At 63.2% G+C, this 16,872-nt stretch carries 16 protein-coding genes, 1 rRNA gene and 1 riboswitch; of the genes, 8 read left to right on the plus strand and 9 right to left on the minus strand.

The window, feature by feature from the left end; translation table 11 throughout:
* Nucleotide 1: 1 nt before the first annotated feature.
* The 4 genes from hydA to ACQR3T_RS27645 all read right to left on the minus strand — a co-directional run bounded on the left by hydA (nt 2) and on the right by ACQR3T_RS27645 (nt 5,607).
* Nucleotides 2-1,423, minus strand: coding sequence for a dihydropyrimidinase (gene hydA, locus ACQR3T_RS27630; RefSeq protein WP_037177640.1), 1,422 nt, complete (start codon nt 1,421-1,423; stop codon nt 2-4).
* On the minus strand, nt 1,423-2,262 hold the full coding sequence (locus tag ACQR3T_RS27635; protein ID WP_197914655.1) for a nitrilase-related carbon-nitrogen hydrolase: 840 nt from the start codon (nt 2,260-2,262) through the stop codon (nt 1,423-1,425). Before ACQR3T_RS27635 ends, hydA begins: the two co-directional genes overlap by 1 nt.
* A gap of 119 nt (nt 2,263-2,381) precedes the next feature.
* Nucleotides 2,382-3,899 (minus strand): ATP-dependent DNA ligase, encoded by a 1,518-nt coding sequence (locus ACQR3T_RS27640; protein WP_428695690.1) that lies wholly within the window; start codon nt 3,897-3,899, stop codon nt 2,382-2,384.
* Nucleotides 3,900-4,029: 130 nt separating this feature from the next.
* Nucleotides 4,030-5,607 (minus strand): carboxylesterase/lipase family protein, encoded by a 1,578-nt coding sequence (locus tag ACQR3T_RS27645; protein ID WP_428695691.1) that lies wholly within the window; start codon nt 5,605-5,607, stop codon nt 4,030-4,032.
* Nucleotides 5,608-5,705: 98 nt separating this feature from the next.
* Here ACQR3T_RS27645 and ACQR3T_RS27650 point away from each other — a divergent pair, with 98 nt between their 5' ends.
* From ACQR3T_RS27650 to ACQR3T_RS27675, 6 genes are all read left to right on the plus strand, one after another.
* Complete coding sequence (locus ACQR3T_RS27650) at nt 5,706-6,347, plus strand: hypothetical protein (protein ID WP_230594644.1); 642 nt, start codon at nt 5,706-5,708, stop codon at nt 6,345-6,347.
* A 118-nt stretch (nt 6,348-6,465) separates the two neighbouring features.
* Nucleotides 6,466-7,863, plus strand: a complete 1,398-nt coding sequence (locus ACQR3T_RS27655) for a sugar porter family MFS transporter (RefSeq protein WP_428695692.1) — start codon at nt 6,466-6,468, stop codon at nt 7,861-7,863.
* 64 nt (nt 7,864-7,927) lie between these two features.
* Nucleotides 7,928-8,027: riboswitch (TPP riboswitch) on the plus strand.
* The gene (locus ACQR3T_RS27660) at nt 8,021-8,743 is read left to right on the plus strand and encodes a TenA family protein (RefSeq protein ID WP_428695693.1); all 723 of its coding nucleotides are present in this window, start codon (nt 8,021-8,023) and stop codon (nt 8,741-8,743) included. Its footprint overlaps the riboswitch before it by 7 nt.
* Nucleotides 8,740-9,753, plus strand: a complete 1,014-nt coding sequence (locus ACQR3T_RS27665) for an ABC transporter substrate-binding protein (RefSeq protein WP_428695694.1) — start codon at nt 8,740-8,742, stop codon at nt 9,751-9,753. The genes ACQR3T_RS27660 and ACQR3T_RS27665 overlap by 4 nt, the downstream gene beginning before the upstream one ends.
* Entirely contained in the window at nt 9,731-10,567 is an 837-nt protein-coding gene (locus ACQR3T_RS27670; protein ID WP_428695695.1) for an ABC transporter permease, read from the plus strand. The genes ACQR3T_RS27665 and ACQR3T_RS27670 overlap by 23 nt, the downstream gene beginning before the upstream one ends.
* Entirely contained in the window at nt 10,560-11,300 is a 741-nt protein-coding gene (locus ACQR3T_RS27675; protein WP_032378940.1) for an ABC transporter ATP-binding protein, read from the plus strand. Before ACQR3T_RS27670 ends, ACQR3T_RS27675 begins: the two co-directional genes overlap by 8 nt.
* Before the next feature lie 32 nt (nt 11,301-11,332).
* Here ACQR3T_RS27675 and ACQR3T_RS27680 read toward each other — a convergent pair whose 3' ends face one another.
* Together ACQR3T_RS27680 and ACQR3T_RS27685 are read right to left on the minus strand one after the other, a co-directional pair.
* The gene (locus tag ACQR3T_RS27680) at nt 11,333-12,610 is read right to left on the minus strand and encodes an LCP family protein (protein ID WP_428695696.1); all 1,278 of its coding nucleotides are present in this window, start codon (nt 12,608-12,610) and stop codon (nt 11,333-11,335) included.
* Between the two features lie 20 nt (nt 12,611-12,630).
* Nucleotides 12,631-13,287 (minus strand): FMN-dependent NADH-azoreductase, encoded by a 657-nt coding sequence (locus ACQR3T_RS27685; protein ID WP_094615958.1) that lies wholly within the window; start codon nt 13,285-13,287, stop codon nt 12,631-12,633.
* 65 nt (nt 13,288-13,352) lie between these two features.
* Between ACQR3T_RS27685 and ACQR3T_RS27690 the strand changes: the two genes are divergently transcribed.
* Nucleotides 13,353-13,715: a helix-turn-helix domain-containing protein gene (locus ACQR3T_RS27690; RefSeq protein WP_428695697.1), complete on the plus strand. Its 363-nt coding sequence runs from the start codon at nt 13,353-13,355 to the stop codon at nt 13,713-13,715.
* A gap of 15 nt (nt 13,716-13,730) precedes the next feature.
* On the opposite strand, the gene ACQR3T_RS27695 is transcribed toward ACQR3T_RS27690, so the two are convergent.
* Nucleotides 13,731-14,051 carry a homoserine dehydrogenase gene (locus ACQR3T_RS27695; RefSeq protein ID WP_428695698.1) on the minus strand — a complete coding sequence of 107 codons (321 nt, stop codon included), beginning with the start codon at nt 14,049-14,051 and terminating at the stop codon, nt 13,731-13,733.
* Between the two features lie 230 nt (nt 14,052-14,281).
* Nucleotides 14,282-15,052: a hypothetical protein gene (locus tag ACQR3T_RS27700; RefSeq protein ID WP_032402911.1), complete on the minus strand. Its 771-nt coding sequence runs from the start codon at nt 15,050-15,052 to the stop codon at nt 14,282-14,284.
* Between the two features lie 186 nt (nt 15,053-15,238).
* On the opposite strand from ACQR3T_RS27700, the gene ACQR3T_RS27705 reads away from it, so the two are divergent.
* On the plus strand, nt 15,239-15,523 hold the full coding sequence (locus ACQR3T_RS27705) for a GNAT family N-acetyltransferase (RefSeq protein ID WP_428695699.1): 285 nt from the start codon (nt 15,239-15,241) through the stop codon (nt 15,521-15,523).
* A 1,255-nt stretch (nt 15,524-16,778) separates the two neighbouring features.
* Here ACQR3T_RS27705 and rrf read toward each other — a convergent pair.
* A 5S ribosomal RNA gene (gene rrf, locus ACQR3T_RS27710) occupies nt 16,779-16,872 on the minus strand; the annotation flags it as partial.

The following is a 16,872-nucleotide window of genomic DNA, read 5'->3' on the forward strand; positions in this document are numbered from 1 at the left end:
CTCAGATCAGATTCTGTGACAGATCGCGGCGGACGAAGCGGCCGTGTCCCGCAGTGCCGGAATAGGAACCGCCATCGACGATGATTCGCCCGCGAGAGATCACAGTGTCCACGTGGCCATCGATCTCGAAACCCTCGTACGCGGAGTAGTCCATGTTCATGTGATGGGTCTTCTCGACTCCGATGCTGGTGTGCCCGTTCGGATCGTAGATCACGATGTCGGCATCGGCTCCGGGGCTGATGACGCCCTTCTTCGGGTACATCCCGAACATCCGGGCCGGGGTGGTGCAACAGACGTCCACCCACTTCTCGAGGGTGATCTTCCCGCTCTTCACACCCTGGAACATCAAATCGATCCGATGCTCCACCGACCCGATTCCGTTGGGAATCTTGGAGAAATCGCCGATACCCATCTCCTTCTGGTCCTTCATACAGAACGGGCAGTGGTCGGTACTGACGGTTGCCACGTCACCGGTGCGCAGGTAGCGCCACAGTTCGTCCTGATGCCCCTCGGCCCGCGACCGCAGAGGCGTCGAGCAGACCCACTTGGCCCCCTCGAAACCCGGCGCACCGAGTTGTTCTTCCAACGACAGATAGAGATACTGCGGACACGTCTCGGCAAATACGTTCTGCCCGTTGCCCCGAGCCTGCGCAATCTGCTCGAGGGCCTGCTTGGCCGAGACGTGTACGACGTACAGCGGCGCGCCGGTGACGTCGGCCAGCATGATGGCTCGGTGCGTCGCCTCTTCCTCCAGCTGCCACGGCCGCGACGTGCCGTGGAAGTACGGAGCCGTGTCTCCGCGGGCGATCGACTGCGCCACGAGGACGTCGATGGCAATGCCGTTCTCCGCGTGCATCATCAGCAGTGCACCCGTTTCGGCCGCAGACTGCATGGCGCGCAATATCTTGCCGTCGTCGGAGTAGAACACGCCCGGGTATGCCATGAAGAGCTTGAAGCTGGTGACGCCCTCGGAGACCAACTCGCTCATCGCTTTCAGGGAATCGTCGGTGACGTCGCCGATGATCTGATGAAACCCGTAGTCGACGGCGCACTTCCCCGCCGCTTTCTCGTGCCACTGCGCCAGAGTGTCCTGTACGCGCTGGCCGGGAGTCTGAATCGCGAAGTCCACGATGGTGGTCGTACCACCCCAGGCCGCTGCGCGCGTTCCGGTTTCGAAGGTGTCGGATGCGAACGTGCCACCGAACGGCATCTCCATGTGGGTGTGCCCGTCGACCCCGCCCGGAATCACGTACTTGCCGGTGGCATCGACCACGACGTCTGCCGAGGTCTTCAGGTCCGCGGCCAGTGACACCGAGCCCGGAGCCAGCACCGCGACGATGGTCTCACCGTCGATGAGCACATCCAATTCCTGTGCGCCGGTGGTGGATACCACGATTCCACCGTGCACGAAGGTGGTGGCCATCAGGGTTGCACCAGTGGACCGTAGGCGTCGGGTCTGCGGTCACGATAGAAGGCCCATCGGTCGCGGACCACCTTGATCAAGTCCATGTCCAGGTCTCGAACGATGATCTCGGACTCGGAGTCCGACGCTACCTCGCCGACGAATTTGCCCTCGGGGTCCACGAAGTAGCTGGTCCCGTAGAAATCGTCGTCACCGTATTCGGATTCGATTCCGACCCGGTTGATCGCGCCCACGTAGTACTCGTTCGCGACGGCAGATGCGGGTTGCTCGAGCTTCCACAGGTAGTTCGACAGGCCGCGCGAGGTAGCCGAGGGATTGAAGACGATCTCGGCACCGGCAAGGCCCAACGCCCGCCAACCTTCGGGAAAGTGCCTGTCGTAACAGATGTACACACCGATTCGGCCTACCGCGGTGTCGAACACCGGCCACCCCAGGTTTCCGGGTCGGAAGTAGAACTTCTCCCAGAATCCGTTGACATGGGGAATGTGGTGCTTTCGATACTTACCGAGATAGGTGCCGTCGGCGTCCACGACGGCGGCGGTGTTGTAAAGAAGGCCGGGCTGCTCCTGCTCGTACACCGGCAGAATCATCACGATGCCGAGCTCTTTCGCCAATGCGGCGAAGCGGTCGACGGTGGGCCCGGGTACCGATTCGGCGTATTCGTAGAATTTTGCATCCTGCAATTGGCAGAAGTACGGACCGTAGAAAAGTTCTTGGAAACAGACGACTTTCGCGCCTTGCTCGGCCGCGGACCGAGCAAACCCCTCGTGTGCCGCGATCATCGATTCTTTGTCACCGGTCCACTTGCTTTGGACCAGTGCAGCTCGAACTGTGGACATCATTGGCACTCCATCTCTCGCTGGCTTGCACCCTCAAGATATTTTGCGCCGTGTTACGGGATCGTTCGTGCGGTTTCGTACGTATTAATCGTCGGCGGTGCGCAGAGGTGGGATGCTGATCAGTTGGACTTCGGCAGCAGCGCGCGAACAGCGTCGATGGTGTCGGCGGTCGCCAGGTTCTTGTCGGGTCGGTATCGCACCACTCGCGCGAATCGCAGAGCAACGCCGCCCGGGTAGCGCGAGCTGACCTGCACGCCGTCGAGCTCGATCTCGACGATCAGTTCGGGGCGCAGATACACGGTGTGCTCGTCGCGCTCTCGCTCGTGTTCGGGGAATTCGTCGGTCTGCCATTGCAACAGAACGTCGGTCAGGCCCTTGAACGTCTTGCCGACCATGATCGGGACACCGCCGTCTGGATCGCGAGCCCCGAGGTGCAGATTCGACAGGTAACCCGTGCGGCGGCCGTACCCCCACTCGGCTCCGAGGACGACAAGGTCGAGGGTGTGCTCGGGTTTGACCTTCTGCCAGCTCTTTCCGCGGCGGCCTGCGGCATACGGTGCACCGAGAGCTTTGAGCATGACCCCCTCGTGCCCGGCGTCGAGTGCGGCATCGAAGTGGGCCGCTGCTTCGTCCGCATCGGGCCGAACGGCACTGGGAATTCGGTGCCCCGGTGCTACCCGGTCCAGTGCGGCCAGGCGCTGCTCCAGCGGGGCATCGAGCAGGTCCACACCGTCGAGGTGCAGGCAGTCGAAGAAGTAGGGCTGCAGCAGGAGCTCGTGTGCGCTCTCGGCACCGAACCGACTCATCGTTTCCTGGAAAGGCCTGGGGCGCCCGCTGTCGTCGAGCGCGAGGGTCTCCCCGTCCAGGACCACAGAATCGCACGGCAGCTCGAGAACGAGTTCCACCAACTCGGGCACGCTCGCAGTGATGTCGCGCAGAGTTCGCGTGTAGATGCTCACGTCGGTTCCGGAACGGTGCACTTGAATACGAGCGCCGTCGAGCTTGTATTCGACGGTGACGTCTCCGTTCAGTTGCTCCCACGCCGCGCGAAGCGATTCTGCGGGCGAGGCCAGCATCGGGCGGACCGGGCGTCCCACCTCGAGCCGGAACGCGTCCAGCGCCTCGACGCCACCGGTGATCGCGGCAACCGCGGTGGCGGACAGGCGTCCCGAGAGCATGAATGCGCGACGCACCGGAGCCTGCGGAAGGCTCGTGGCGGCAGCGACAGCGTCGACCATGATCCCCTCGAGCGCCCCTTGCCGAAGTTCACCGGTGACGAGCCTGATCAGGAACTGCCGCTCCTCGGCGGTGCAGCGCGAGAACAGGTCCGTCAACAGCGACACTCGCCGCGCAGCCGATCCCGCACCCGACGTCGACGCGACCGCGGAGATCGCATCGTCGACCTCGGTGACCGTCAACGTCGAGGCCTCGGCGGAGGTGACGTCGAGATCGGCCAGAGTGCGCCAGCCGACTCCTATTCGCCCCTGCCGCAACTCCCCCGACAACCACGACACAGCGGGTTCGATGTCACCGGCCTCCGCCTCGGCGAGCAGTGCGCTCAGCTGCTCGATCTTGACCTTGCGGGAGCGCGTCGCGGCCACGGCACGGGAGGCTTCGACAATCCTGGACATCAACACTCACCGAACATAACTGCACCTACCGACAGGCTGCTGACATCCAATTGTTACCGGTGAGACTCCTGCGGCTGGTGTTCTTGCTGTTACGTTCGATTCATGCCTGTGGAGCGACCAAAGGCAGGGCGACGTGTCAGCTGAATCCCAGCACACGGTCGCCCCAGGCAGCGCGCATGTCGCCGTCGGGGTCCTCGACAAGGGCGTCGGACGTGTCGATCACCAATGTCCATCGCGTTTTCTCGGTGTACGGAGCCCAATGCTTGGACGCGTCCAGCGCAGCGGGTACGCCGTACCGCGCGAAAGCGAGCCACCGTCTCTGCATCCGCGCCGCCACCGCCATCGCCGGTTTACGGCCGCCGAGCCAGAACGTGGGGTCTCTGTTCAGCGTCCCGAAGTTGCCGAAGACGTACGGCAGTTCGGTTGCGTGTCCGGCCCCCACGCGAGCGGCCTTGAGCATCGGCGTCGCGTGATCGAATCGGTACATCCATGTCGGCGAGTGTCTGCTGTGCGCGTCGGCGATCCACATGCTCGGCATGACGAATCCCGCATCACGCGACATAGCTTGTGCGCCGGCCGGTTTGTCCCTGTCCGGGTACGCCGCCATGATCTCGGCGACGCGATAAGCCGGCAGATCGGCGTGATCGTGTGCAATGGCCCGGAACATCTCCGAGACGGTGTCGGAGGTGATCGGCATCAGCGGGGACTTCATGAACCGAAAGATCGACGGCTCGTCGTGGTTGGTGCCGATGATCAGTGGGATCTTGTGCGAGAGGCCCTTCTGGAACGCCGCCACCGGGTAACGCGGAACGATATCCCCATCCACGACCGGCGAAAGACCCAGTGTTCCAGGAACTCTCGTGGGAATTTCGTAGCAGAGCGTGTCCCCCGCAGTGACCAGCCTGCTGAAATGCATGTCGAACAATTCGCCGATGTCTTCCCGGGCGACACCCACCAATTCCAGGAATCTCGACGCCACTGCGGCACCTCGATCGGGGCCGTACACCGACGTCGCAGGAGCACTCTGCACGATCGCTTGCTGAAACAGGCCCTCGGCCTTCGGAGACGTCATCAACGTGGTGACCGATGCACCCCCGGAGGATTCACCGAACACAGTGACTCGATCGGGATCGCCGCCGAACGCGGCGATGCATTCGCGTACCCATTCGAGTGCTGCGATCTGGTCTCGCAGTCCGAGATTGGTCTCGAAGGTGTGCTCGTCGGTGGAGAACGACGAGAGGTCGAGGAACCCGAAGGCACCGAGGCGGAAGTTGACGGTCACAACCACCACGTCACCGTTCTCGCTCAGATTCCGCCCGTCGTACACCCGCTGAGCGGACGATCCGAGCGAGTACGCGCCGCCGTGGATCCACACGAGTACCGGACGTTGTTCTCCATCGGGCCGGGGTGCCCACACGTTGAGCGTGAGGCAGTCCTCGGAGATCGACAGCGACGGATCGATCGGCACCGGACTGTCGCGACCCTGTGGTGCCATCGCGCCGAACTCGAGACCGTCGAGCACTCCGGTCCACGGCTGCAGCGGCCGCGGCGATCGGAACCTGAGCTTCCCCACCGGCGGTGTCGCGTAGGGAATACCCCTCCACGCCACGATCGGCGATGCGTCGACGGCAACCGGATAGCCGAGGACGTCGCCGTACGGCGTGCTCACAGACACGGTGGAGCCGGACGCGGTGGAGTCGGACGCGTTGCCCATCGAGCCTCCTGTTCGGTCGCTGCCCAACGTACCAACATCATCCCTGGGCTCGGCGACGCTACGTTCGGCGTCGACGCCCCCGAGCGAAGGAATCGACGATGAGAAGAATCGGATGTGCCGCAGCGGCAGTCGTGGCAGTCGGCCTGGTGGCCGCCTGTGGTTCCGGTGGGGGCGATGGGCCGATGGCGACGATCGTCACCGACCGCCCCACCCCGATCACCGCGCTTCCGACCACACCCCGCAGTACGCCGTCATCCTCACCTGCTTCCACGACGCCGCCGATGTCCACCACGGCAACGCCGACGAGTTCGGCAGCGGCTCAGGCCAATTCGACGGACTACGCCGGCAAAGCACCTGGCTGGTACTACTTTTCGAGCCCCAGCGGAAAATTCGAGTGCGGTATTGCCGTGCTGAACACCTCCATCGCCGGTTGCCACGGTTCGCTACCCGATTCGGCACCGAAGGTTCCCGGCAGTGGCGCTTCGGGGACTGCTGTGAAACCCAACGCAGTGCAACTGATTGCCGGATCACCGGCGAAGTTCGAGAGTCTGGGCGATCCCAAGTTCCATCGTTTCGACGGCCCCGCGGCGGCGCTGCCGTACGGCGAGGTGCTCACCGTCCCTGGAAGCGGCTCGACCAACGGCCTGCAGTGCAGCATCGACGAGCAGGCCGGGGTGACCTGTACCGATCAGGTCGGTCACGGATTCACCGTCTCGGCCGAGGATTTCGACCTTCGCTGACGGTCTCGTTCGCTCGGCAAATTACCAGGCGTAATGTCCGGGGACGGTACGACAATCCCTGCCGTACGGTCTCCCCAGCGGCCGACGCCCGTGCGCGCGGCCGGAAGGTGCGTCACTCATGAATCAGACCTCGGACCGCCACACAGCGAAGGTCATCGGCGTCAGCGTCGCCGCTGCTGTGGGCGGATTCCTGTTCGGTTTCGACAGCTCGGTCATCAACGGAGCGGTCGACTCGATCGAAGATCACTTCCTCCTCGGCTCGTTCACCACCGGATTCGTGGTCGCGATCGCCCTGATCGGATGCGCAGTGGGTGCCTGGTTCGCCGGCAGCCTCGCAGACCGTTGGGGACGTAAGAAGGTGATGCTGCTGGGCTCGGCCCTGTTCGTGATTTCCTCGATCGGTTCCGGATTGGCGTTCAGCGTCCCCGATCTCATGCTCTGGCGAGTACTCGGCGGGCTGGGCATCGGCATCGCCTCGGTGATCGCGCCTGCGTACATTGCCGAGATCGCTCCGGCCAAGTGGCGGGGAGCCCTTGCTTCGCTACAGCAATTGGCCATCACCATCGGCATTTTCGCCGCCCTGCTGTCCGACGCGCTTCTCGCGGGGGCTGCCGACGGGGCGTCCAACGACCTGTGGCTCGGCGCCGAAGCATGGCGCTGGATGTTTCTCGTCGGCGTCGTTCCCGCACTGGTGTACGGGCTGCTGGCAACACTGATTCCGGAGTCCCCGCGCTACCTGGTGGGTCAGCATCTCGACGACGAAGCAGCGCGAGTGCTCGCCGAGATCACCGGAGAACTGCACCCCGACGAGCGCGTTCACGAGATCAGGCTCACGCTGCGCAAGGAGTCGCGTTCGTCGTTCGCCGATATCCGCGGGCCGAAGTTCGGCTTGCAACCGATCGTCTGGGTCGGCATCACGATGGCAGTGCTGCAGCAGCTCGTGGGCATCAACGCGATCTTCTACTACTCGACGACGCTGTGGCGCTCGGTCGGCTTCAGTGAGGATCAGTCGTTCACCACGTCGGTCATCACCGCAGTGATCAACGTGGTCATGACGTTCGTGGCGATCCTGTTCGTGGACCGAATCGGCCGGCGCAAGCTGTTGTTGGCGGGTTCGCTCGGCATGTTCGTCGGGCTGGTCATGGCATCCGTGGCCTTCTCGCAGTCGATCGGCAGCGGCGACGACGTCACGCTGCCCGCTCCGTGGGGTGCCATCGCGCTGATCGGTGCCAACCTCTTCGTCATCTTCTTCGCGTCGACCTGGGGTCCGATCATGTGGGTCATGCTCGGCGAGATGTTCCCCAACCGCATGCGAGCCATGGCCCTCGGAATCGGTACCGCAGCCAACTGGATTGCCAATTTCGCTGTGACGCTTGCCTTCCCGCCACTGACGTCGTCGGTGGGCCTGTGGGTCATCTACGCCGGCTTCGCAGTGTTCGCCGCCCTGTCGTTCTTCTTCGTCAAGGCCAAGATCACGGAGACCAAGGGCATGGAACTCGAAGACATGCTGGGGTGAGCTGAGGACCGCAGATACAGGGGCGGCGGCATCGGCATTGGGTGACCGGTGTTACTGTCGCTTTCGTTCTGACACGGGGTGTGTCCGCCGATGCGGATGCTGAGATCAAACCCGCCGAACCTGATGCAGGTAATACTGACGAAGGGATGTCAAGGCGATGACGCCTGTTGTATCTGCGGACCCGGTCCGCTTCACCGATCTCCTCTGGGATGCCTCCGCGGACATTCGACGCGAGATCGACAATCTGGAATTCCTACGGCTGCTCGGTGCCGGGACGCTTCCGCTCGACGCGTTCCGTCGGTACCTCGAGCAGGACTCGCTCTACCTGAGCGGGTACGTGAAATCGTTGTCCTTGCTGGCAGCACACGCACCGAACCCGCTCGCCGGGGCATTCTGGGCGAGCGCCGCCGCGAGCGCCATAGACGAGGCGTCGTCACACGAGGCCATGCTGACCGGGGGTTCTCTCCCCTCGTCGACGGCTACGCCGGAGCCATCACCCGAGTGCCTGGGCTACACCTCGTATCTGATCGCGACCGCAGCAACCGAGCCGTATCCCGTGGCAGCCGCGGCGGTGCTGCCGTGCTTCTGGATCTACGCCGATGTCGGCCGCTCTCTCGCCGCGGCAGCGAAGGCGGTTCTCGATCGCGATCCCGATCACCCCTATGCGCGCTGGGTGGCTGCCTACGACGCACCCGAATTCCATGCCATCGTCGACGCTGCGAAAACGTTCGTGGACGACGCCGCCGCGGCCGCGACGCCAGATCAACGCGAGCAGATGATCGACGCCTTCGTCGTCGCGTCGAGATACGAACTGATGTTCTGGGACAGCGCTTTACATCCCACTCCGTGGCCTTCGGCCGAGAGTGCGGTGTACGCATGAGAACCACTCGAATCCTCGCCACGCTTGCAGCGGCGGTCGTTGCGACCACCGGACTGGCGGGATGCTCGGAATCGACCGACTCCGACACCATTCGGTTCGCCCTCGACTGGACCCCGAACACCAATCACACCGGCCTCTACGTGGCCCTGCAGGAAGGCTACTTCGCCGACGCCGGGTTGAACGTGGAAGTTCTGCCCTACAACAACACTGCAGCGGACACCCTCGTCGATGCCGGAAACGCCGAGTTCGGCATCAGTACACAGAGCTCGGGGGTGTTCGCCACCTCGGCGGGCGCCCAGACCGTATCCGTTCTCGCACCGCTGCAGCATTGGGCAACCGGCATCGGAGTTCGCGCAGATCGAGACGAAATCCCGAGCCCGAAGGCACTCGATGGCAAGGTCTACGCCGGCTTCGGCGAGTCCGGCGAGCAAGCCGGGCTTCAGCAGGTCATCAAGAACGACGGTGGCACAGGCGAATACGAGACCGTAGTACTGGGAACCTCGGCATACGAGGCGGTGTATTCCGGTACCGCGGACTTCACCGTCTCCTACTTCGCGTGGGAGGGGATCGAAGCCGAACACAGCGGAACCCCGATGAAGTACTTCGACTACACCGACTACGGATTTCCCGACGCCTATGCGCTCACCATCAGTGGCAACGAACCCTGGCTCGCTGCCCACCCGGACGAGGCGAAGAAGTTCGTCCAGGCCCTGCAACGCGGGTACCAACTCGCTGCCGACGATCCCGACAGAGCTGCCCAGGACCTGATCGACGCCAACCCCGGAACCTTCACGGACGAGTCGCTCGTTTTCGAGAGCCAGGAAATGCTCGCGGCGAAGTACATGAAGGATCCCTCCGGCGAGGTCGGAAGACAGAGCCTCGACAAGTGGACGGCGTACTCGAAGTTCCTGTACGAGAGCGGCGTACTGGCCGATCAGAACGGCGCCCCGCTGACGACGGAGCCGGACTGGTCGACCTACTTCACCAATGACTATCTCGGCGATCGATAAGCCGGTCACCGCTGAGCGAGACACGTTCTCGTTCAGCGGGATCCGAGCCTCTGTTCGCTGGGCGTGGCCCGCGGTCACGGTCGTCGCCGCCCTGATAGCCGGATGGCAGGTCTACGTCCAGGTCAGCGGTATCCGCCCGCAGGTGCTGCCATCGCCCGGTCGCGTCGTCGTGCAGGGTTGGGCGCAGCGTGATGCGATCATCGAGAACGCGTCCGCGACCGTGCAGGTGACGCTCGTCGGTTTCGCCGTCTCCCTGGCTCTCGCCTGGATACTGGCTGTTGCGGTGGATTTCTCGCCCTGGCTCCGGCGCGCGTTCGTGCCACTCTTCGTCGTGTCGCAGACACTGCCGATCATTGCGATCGCACCGTTGCTGATCATCTGGTTCGGCTTCGGTTTGCTCCCCAAGGTTTTGGTGATCGCTCTGGCCACGTTCTTCCCGATGGCCATCGGGCTCATCGAGGGCTTCGCGGCAGCCGATCGCGATGCTCGATCTCTTCTGGTGAGCATGGGCGCCTCACGCTGGCAACAGTTTCGGTACGTACGGCTACCGTCGGCTCTCCCCCGGTTCTTCACCTCGCTGCGCATCGGCATCACCTACGCCGTCGTCGGGGCGATCTTCGCCGAATACGCCGGAGCCAGTGCAGGGCTCGGCATCTACATGAGCCAACAGAAGAACTCGTTCCGAACCGATCTGGTCCTGGCCGCAGTGGCCGTCACAGCCGTGATCAGTGTGGTCCTCTTCGTCTCCACGTTCGTGGTGGAACGATTGGTTGCTCCGTGGGCTCGCCACGGATCGGCGGGACTACATGTCTGACCCGATCACCACCGACAACTGCATCGACGTTCGCGGACTGACCAAATCGTTCGGCGACAAGCTTGTGCTCGACGGCGTTTCGTTCGGAGCGCAGCCGGGCGAGTTCATCTCGATCATCGGACCGAGTGGATCCGGCAAGAGCACGGTGTTCAACATGCTGGCCGAGCTGGACCGACCCGATTCCGGCACGGTGAACGTGCCGCCGTGTGCCTACATGCCGCAAAAGGATCTGCTGTTTCCCTGGCGATCCGTGCTGGACAACACGACTCTCGGACTCGAAGTGCAGGGCGTCGCAAAGAAGGAAGCGCGGGCGCGGGCGCGGGAGCTGTTCCCGGTGTTCGGCCTCGACGGCTACGAGTCGGCCAGGCCGTCCGAGCTCTCGGGCGGCATGCGCCAGCGAGCGGCGCTACTGCGCACGGTGGTGCAGGGTCGGTCGGTGCTGCTGCTCGACGAACCGTTCGGAGCGCTGGACTCGTTGACCCGCAGCGACATGCAGTCCTGGTTGCAGCAGGTCTGGTCGGAGTTTCGATGGACGGTACTGATGATCACGCACGACATCCGTGAGGCGGTCTACCTCTCCGATCGGGTCGTCGTTCTCTCCCCCAGGCCGGCCCATGTACGACGGCAGGTCGAGGTGCCCCTGCCCCGCCCACGCGGACTGGAGATCGTGACGACGCCTCAATTCGCTGCGGTGGAGAAGCAGCTGATGGATGTTCTGCTGAGCGCACCCTGACCTGCCCGGCGCGCGTTCGGTCGACGCAGGGCTCAGTCGACGCAGGGAATGCCGCCGTCACTGTGGACGCCCTCGTCTGGTGCCGCGGGCAGATCCTCGGTCGTATCCGGTGGGGCGATCGCGAGTGGCGGAGGTCCCGTCGTCGGGGCCGGTGCCTCGGTGATCGACGGTGTGGGCACCGGCGCGTTGCCGATCAACCGCGCGGCCTCGGCCCTGATGGAGTCGACGTCGACGAGATTGACGTCCTGACCGTTGATCGTCTCGTAGCCCATGATCGGCAGCGTGTAGAAATCGATGTCGCCCTGCATGACCGCGCCGGCTTGCCCGGCGAGCGTCATCGGATCCAACGACGCGTCGATGACGATGTCGTTCTTGGTTCCCGCCACCAGCGCTCGTAGTTCGCCGATGTTCGCGAGAACACCGGAGGAGCTGAGCTTGGCCATCACCCCGGCAACAAAAGCCTGCTGCCGTTTGGTTCGATCGAGGTCGCCGTTGTCGAGGCCGTGACGTTGCCGTACGAAGGACAGTGCCTGCGAGGCGCTCAGCTCTTGAGCGCCGGCTGGAAAGTTCGCCCCCGAATAGTTGTCGTCGACTGGATTGTTCAAGCACACCTGGATGGGGCCGACGGCCGTCGCCACGTCGTAGAAGCCCAGGAGGTTCACTTCGGCGAAATGGTCGATCGGTACGTCGAGCAGGTTGCGAACCGCAGTCAACGTCGATCGCCGACCTGCCTCTCTCGCTCGCCGTTCACGCTCGGCCGCATCGGTGACGCCCTCGTCGAGCAACTCCGTATCGGCGTCGGCCTTGGCAAGGCCGTACGCCTCCTTGATCTTTCGCTTGCCGTACCCGGGGACGTCGACGTAGTCGTCACGAGGTATCGACAACGCGGTCGCACGTCCGCCATCGGCCGGAAGATGAACCAGCAACAGCGTATTGGTGTTGTAGCCGCCGACATCGCTGTCTCCCGCGTGCAGTTCATCGGTGACGAACTCGGCGGGCAGGTCGTTTCCGTCCATGTCCTTGCGACTGTCGAGGCCGATCAACAGGATGTTGGTGTCCTGGCCGTTGCCGCTCGGATCGTTGTTCGCGATACCGTCGAGAGCGTCGGAGGTTGTCAGTCCGGTGGTCGCCTCGCGGTAGACCGCGAACCCGATGCCACTCACCGCAACCGAGGCGACCGCAGCAGTGGCAACGACGACCCGTCCGATCCGAAGCGCGAGCGCACGATGACGCGACGCTGTGTGGATTCGATGCCGACCCGATCCGCGGTTGCCGCGGGTGGTGTCGTTGCCTGGGCCGTTCGGTAGCACCTCGCCAGGCTACTCGGGTCCTACCTGGGCAATGCCCCGCCCAATTGCAGAGCGAGTCCCTCGACGGCGACGAACGCAGCCTCGAGACTGGCTTGCGCCTGTGGAATCCGAGGTGCCAGCGCCGGCACTCGTGCGGCAAGTGTCAGATCGATCGGGACGAAGTGGACGTCCATCCCGAGCGCGACCCCGAGAACCTGCCGCAACTGGGCCGTGGTGTGGTCGGCCGACGCGCCGTCGGTACCGGGGGTGTAGTCGTTGCCGCGGCTGGTCACCACAACAGCAGGTTTGCCGACGAGAGGAGCCGTATCGCCGTCGAACGGGACGGTGATGCCGGGAACGTGTACGTAGTCGATCCACGCCTTCAAGGTCGACGGGATCGACCAGTTGTACATCGGTGCGCCGATGAGCACAACGTCCGCCGAGATCAGTTCTTCGATCAGCTCGATCTGCAGCGCCTCGGCGGATGCCTCCACATGTTCGTCGGCTGCGCGCAAGTGTGGTGCCCAGTGCAGCGCCGAAGTGGGCAGGTGCGGCAGCGGATTCAGATGCAGGTCTCGATGGATCACGGAGTGGTCGGTGCCGATCGAATGCCAGCCGTCCGAGAAGCGGGACGTCACCTGACGGCTGATCGAACGAACCGGGTCGGCAGACGAATCGAGATGCAACAACTGTGGCACTGAAACACTCCTTGTGAGTCGGGTGCCTCGAGCCTATGCGTACCGTCCGCTCCTATCCTGGTCGAATGGACTTCCGATTCGTCATGCCTGCTCTCGCCTCGCGCTCGGCCACACAACTTGCGGCCGTCGTACACGAGCGGACGGGCACGGACGTCGACGTCAGAATCGGAGATTCGGCGGTGCCACTCGACGACGCGGCACGCGGTGCTGTCCTCGAACTCCTCACCCAGCTGGCCACCGGCCGAGCAGTAGCAATCGGAACGGTGGACGAGTTACTCACGACCTCGCAGGCCGCGGCAGTACTCGGGGTCTCCGATACCTATGTCAGACGGTTGGCCGATGCGGGCGATCTACCTATCGAGATGCGCGGAACCCATCGACGATTCAGGCTCGAAGATCTTCTGCGGCAGCGCGATCGGTTCAGGTGATATTGCCCTGGACCATCAGCCGGCCTCACGCTCGATGTGCTCGGACTGGACGGTCATCAGATCACGAAACGCCTGCCCGGCGGCCATCCACAGTTGTTCGGAGTCGATGTAGTCGACTCCGCGGATCTCGACGTCACCCAGGTACGCTCCGACGTCCACCGACAACATTCCGATGACGGACGACACGTCGGCGTCGAGGTACGCGGTTTGAGTGTTCTGCAGCTCGCGAAACTGGGCCGAGAAGAACTCGGCTGGGATTCTTCGATCGACGAACTGCGCGATGAGGAACAGGAAACGGGACGCGTGGGCTGTGCCTGACCGGTAGGAATGCTCCATGGTGAATACCTCTCCCCACGGTCGACAGCACCCCTCGCACTGTCGACCGTTGAGCTCGCTGATACTCCGATTTCGATGTACGAACGAACTCTCGAACATCGATTCGACCCAGTGGCTAAAACAGGGAGCTCGTCCTACCAGCGCTAGGTTAATCCGACCCTTGGCCCGTTTAAGGCCGATGGAACAATTTGGTGAGGAATCACAACGAAGCCCGTCCGGCCTGCCGTTCTCTACTGAAACGATCCCAGCGGAGCGCGATCCGGAGTGTCCAACTGCCAGAACTGCCAGCCGTCGCGCTCTTCGACATCTCCGCTGATATGGGTGGCGACGGCACTGGCCGCGACGGACGGGTTGTCGAATCGTCGACCCTCCATCGGCCCGGCCGTGATTTCCAGTCGCTGGGTCTCGGGGTCGTAGCGGCCGCTCAGTCGATAGCCCTCGCAATCGGCGACGACTCGCACACGGTTGTCGACGACTTCTTCCTCCACGGCGGCTTTCGCCGATTTGCGGGGTGCCTTCACCCGTGGGGTACGAACCCACGTCTGCTCGGGACCGACATCGAGCGTGGTGTCCAACGTGGAGCTCAGCCCCAACAGGTCCCACCGCTCACTGCCATGCGCCACCCGGTCCACCGCGATCGCGTGATGCCCAGTTCTGGTTCGAAGAGGCGAATCCTGAACCCACAGATCGACTTCTCCGCGAATATCGGTCGCCATCTCTTCCGAGGACACCATGTAGAAGCGCGGCTCTTCGTTCGCAAGGTCGACGAACACCCAATACGACGATCCGGTGTCGTCGCTCTCGAGCGACTCGTCTTGCCTGCGAGCCTTCCAGTCCCCGGTCACCTTCGATCGCACTCGAACGATGCACGAGGACTTTCCGTCCATCGACCAGACCTGCACGGGGTTACGGCGAGAAGTGGTCAGCCGCTCCGCGCGTCCGCCGCGCTGCGCCACGGTTCGAATGAATGCCTTGATTCCCCGGTCGGATGTGTCTTCCACGGATTGCCACCTTCAGCCTCGAGAGCGCCCCGTACTTATGAAGAGCGGTGTTGCGACGGGTGGCGCTTGCACGACTCGGTTTACCTCACCCTACTGCTTCGACCCACGCTCGAGTAACCGCCGAACACCCCGTCGGACGAGTGCCGGTTACGGTGAGGAGAGCGAACGGGGCCAGGAGGTACCACCATGCAGGTGACGATCACCCATGACAATGCGAACAATCGGTTCGAGATCCACGTCGACTCTCAGCTGGCCGGCTACTCGGAGTACCTCGAATCCGACGGCATCAGGACGTTCCATCACACCGTCACGCTCCCTCGATTTCGCGGCCGAGGACTTGCAGCCACGCTCACCGAGCACGCACTCGACGACACCGGCACGCAGGGACTCCGGGTAGTCCCTGCGTGCTGGTTCGTCCGCGACTTCATCGAGGCGGCGGGCGATCGATATTCCGATCTGGTCGAACATTGAGCCTCAGCTCATGGACGAGGACGTCCCGACGCGAAGGTGGGACTCGGAAGTCGAAACATCGCCGTCGTCGGATGACCCCTCGTCGACAACCCCAACTTCTCGTGAGTTCCCTTCGCTAGCAGTCGGTTCCGATTCCCTTTCCGCCGCGACCCGACGCCGCTCGTAGTTCCGGACACCACGCTCGACGCGTTGTCGATGTTCGTTCAAGATTTGTTCGTAGTGGTACATCTGTTCTCCTACAACAAGTATGGATGCCGAACACAGAGATGTTCTGCGCGGCGAGGAATTCGAAGGGTGTCACATCACCTTCGGACCGAAGCTCTACTCAGAGAGCGTAATTGGCAATAGCCGCAAACCGAGTGCAGACGACTCGTCGGCTTGCGTACTTCGATTCTGCTGCCATTGTCCACCTCCACGGTCTCTACGATGTGCCTGTGTCATGATCATGCACGGCCTGAGCCGCGAACTCCACCGAATTAATTCATCCGGTAGCGGGGACTGGGCAAGTTCTCGAATGTCATTGCACGATAGATGATTTCGAGTAGACATGCAGGTTCCTGCGCACTCAGCCACACATCGATGCTGCCGGCGTGCGATCTGAGCAGAGGAGCCTCGACGCTGCCGAAGGCACAACCGTCGGATCGAACGTGTGCGGGTTGTCGCAGCTGCATGTGCGCGCGTGTGTGTCAGATGCGTGGGGATCGGTCAGTGATCTGGATGCGATTCTGCGTGCGACTGGCGGCTGCGCGCGCGTTCGTGCGGTGCGGAAGCCCTACGCCGTCAGCGGTGTGGACCGAGGCCGTGCGTGTCTCATATGTCCCCGGACTCGACAATGCCTGTCGTGCGTGCAGCGGTGCACGGAACACTCGGGAGGACCGGTCGATCTGCGCGGGGCTTCTGGCAGATGCGTGCGCGTTTGTCAGATTCGCGGGATTGGCGTTCATCGGTGTGGCGAACCTGCATGCGTCTGGCGAATGCGCTCGCGTTTGTCAGACGCATACGAATTCGTTGACGATTCCGCTCGCGCCTGACAAACGCGAACGCGTTTGCTGAACTACTTCGCTCGGTTAGCCGGCAGCGTCTCGATCTGTTCGCTCCGATATGCAGTCTTGCGGACACCGCACACAATCGTGAGACATGGATGTTCGACGCTCTGGGAATCGGATGGGACATCACACTCGAAGGCGTTGTGTGGGTGATGGTTTCGAAATGCGGAATGCCCCGACCGTGAGGTCGGGGCATTCCGGAATATTGTGTTCGGCGGTGTCCTACTCTCCCACACCCTGTCGAGTGCAGTACCATCGGCGCTGGAGGGCTTAGCTTCCGGGTTCGGAATGGGACCGGGCGTT

The sequence above is a fragment of the Rhodococcus sp. IEGM1428 genome (assembly GCF_050321865.1).
In the GTDB taxonomy this organism is placed as follows: domain Bacteria; phylum Actinomycetota; class Actinomycetes; order Mycobacteriales; family Mycobacteriaceae; genus Rhodococcoides.

Excerpts from the sequence above, each read along its gene's own strand:
- hydA (WP_037177640.1), bottom strand. The coding sequence starts at position 1,423 with ATGGCCACCACCTTCGTGCACGGTGGAATCGTGGTATCCACCACCGGC.
- ACQR3T_RS27635 (WP_197914655.1), bottom strand. The coding sequence starts at position 2,262 with ATGTCCACAGTTCGAGCTGCACTGGTCCAAAGCAAGTGGACCGGTGAC.
- ACQR3T_RS27645 (WP_428695691.1), bottom strand. The coding sequence starts at position 5,607 with ATGGGCAACGCGTCCGACTCCACCGCGTCCGGCTCCACCGTGTCTGTG.
- ACQR3T_RS27650 (WP_230594644.1), top strand. The coding sequence starts at position 5,706 with ATGAGAAGAATCGGATGTGCCGCAGCGGCAGTCGTGGCAGTCGGCCTG.
- ACQR3T_RS27655 (WP_428695692.1), top strand. The coding sequence starts at position 6,466 with ATGAATCAGACCTCGGACCGCCACACAGCGAAGGTCATCGGCGTCAGC.
- ACQR3T_RS27660 (WP_428695693.1), top strand. The coding sequence starts at position 8,021 with ATGACGCCTGTTGTATCTGCGGACCCGGTCCGCTTCACCGATCTCCTC.
- ACQR3T_RS27665 (WP_428695694.1), top strand. The coding sequence starts at position 8,740 with ATGAGAACCACTCGAATCCTCGCCACGCTTGCAGCGGCGGTCGTTGCG.
- ACQR3T_RS27670 (WP_428695695.1), top strand. The coding sequence starts at position 9,731 with ATGACTATCTCGGCGATCGATAAGCCGGTCACCGCTGAGCGAGACACG.
- ACQR3T_RS27675 (WP_032378940.1), top strand. The coding sequence starts at position 10,560 with ATGTCTGACCCGATCACCACCGACAACTGCATCGACGTTCGCGGACTG.
- ACQR3T_RS27690 (WP_428695697.1), top strand. The coding sequence starts at position 13,353 with ATGGACTTCCGATTCGTCATGCCTGCTCTCGCCTCGCGCTCGGCCACA.
- ACQR3T_RS27695 (WP_428695698.1), bottom strand. The coding sequence starts at position 14,051 with ATGGAGCATTCCTACCGGTCAGGCACAGCCCACGCGTCCCGTTTCCTG.
- ACQR3T_RS27705 (WP_428695699.1), top strand. The coding sequence starts at position 15,239 with ATGCAGGTGACGATCACCCATGACAATGCGAACAATCGGTTCGAGATC.